Genomic DNA, 800 nt, shown 5'->3' on the forward strand with positions numbered 1-800 from the left:
ATCGAATTGCTGGCGCGCGTGCGCACGTTGGCGCGCCGCGGCCCGCCACGCGAAAGCGAACTGATCAAGGTGGGCGATCTGGAAATGGATGTGAACCGCCGGCGCGTAAAGCGTGGCGGCATGCGCATCGATCTCACGCCGCGCGAATTCTCGCTGTTGCAACTGCTCGCGCGCCGTCAGGGTGAAGTGCTGAGCCGCACGCAGATCGCATCGTATGTGTGGGACATGAATTTCGACAGCGACACCAATGTGGTCGAAGTGGCGATCCGCCGCTTGCGCACCAAGATCGACGACAACTTTCCCGTCAAGCTGATCCACACCGTGCGCAGCGTGGGCTATGTGCTCGAACTGAAGGACATCGCTTGATGCGCGGCCGTTCGCTTGCCGCGGCGCTTGCGCTGGCGTTCGGCGCGACGACGCTGGCAGTTTTCGTGCTCGTCGGCAGCTTTCTGTATGTCGCGCTCGAAAAGCAGATCAAGGCGCAGGACAATCTAGAGATTGTGCTTGCCGCGCGCCACGCACGCCGCCTCGCCCAGGAACTTGATACGGTAAAAGGCATTCGCGAGCACGGCGATCGCCTGACCAGCACGGTGCTCGGCAATGAAGCGATGTCGATGGCGGTTTTTGGTCCTGACGGCAACCGGGTGGTCGAACACAATATCGCGGCGACGTTCGCTGCGCCTTACGCAGAAAATAAGGCTGATACGACACGCGAAACGAGCGCGACGAGCGGAGTGATGGTCATCTCCGCGCTGCCGCCGCTCAGGCGCATTCCGGCTTCGACACGGATTATCGAGGCC

Annotated in this window: 1 protein-coding gene and 1 pseudogene; both read left to right on the forward strand. The window is 61.8% G+C overall.

Translation table 11 applies throughout. The annotated features are described in order from the left end of the window. The coding region (locus tag P0D96_RS48195) for a winged helix-turn-helix domain-containing protein (protein WP_408321406.1) at positions 1-366 on the forward strand (366 nt) is incomplete at its 5' end. Then, positions 366-800 (forward strand): annotated as a pseudogene (locus P0D96_RS48200) (heavy metal sensor histidine kinase); the annotation flags it as partial. The gene P0D96_RS48195 and the pseudogene P0D96_RS48200, both read left to right, overlap by 1 nt.

The sequence above is a fragment of the Paraburkholderia sp. RL17-347-BIC-D genome, assembly GCF_046027915.1.
GTDB lineage: Bacteria > Pseudomonadota > Gammaproteobacteria > Burkholderiales > Burkholderiaceae > Paraburkholderia.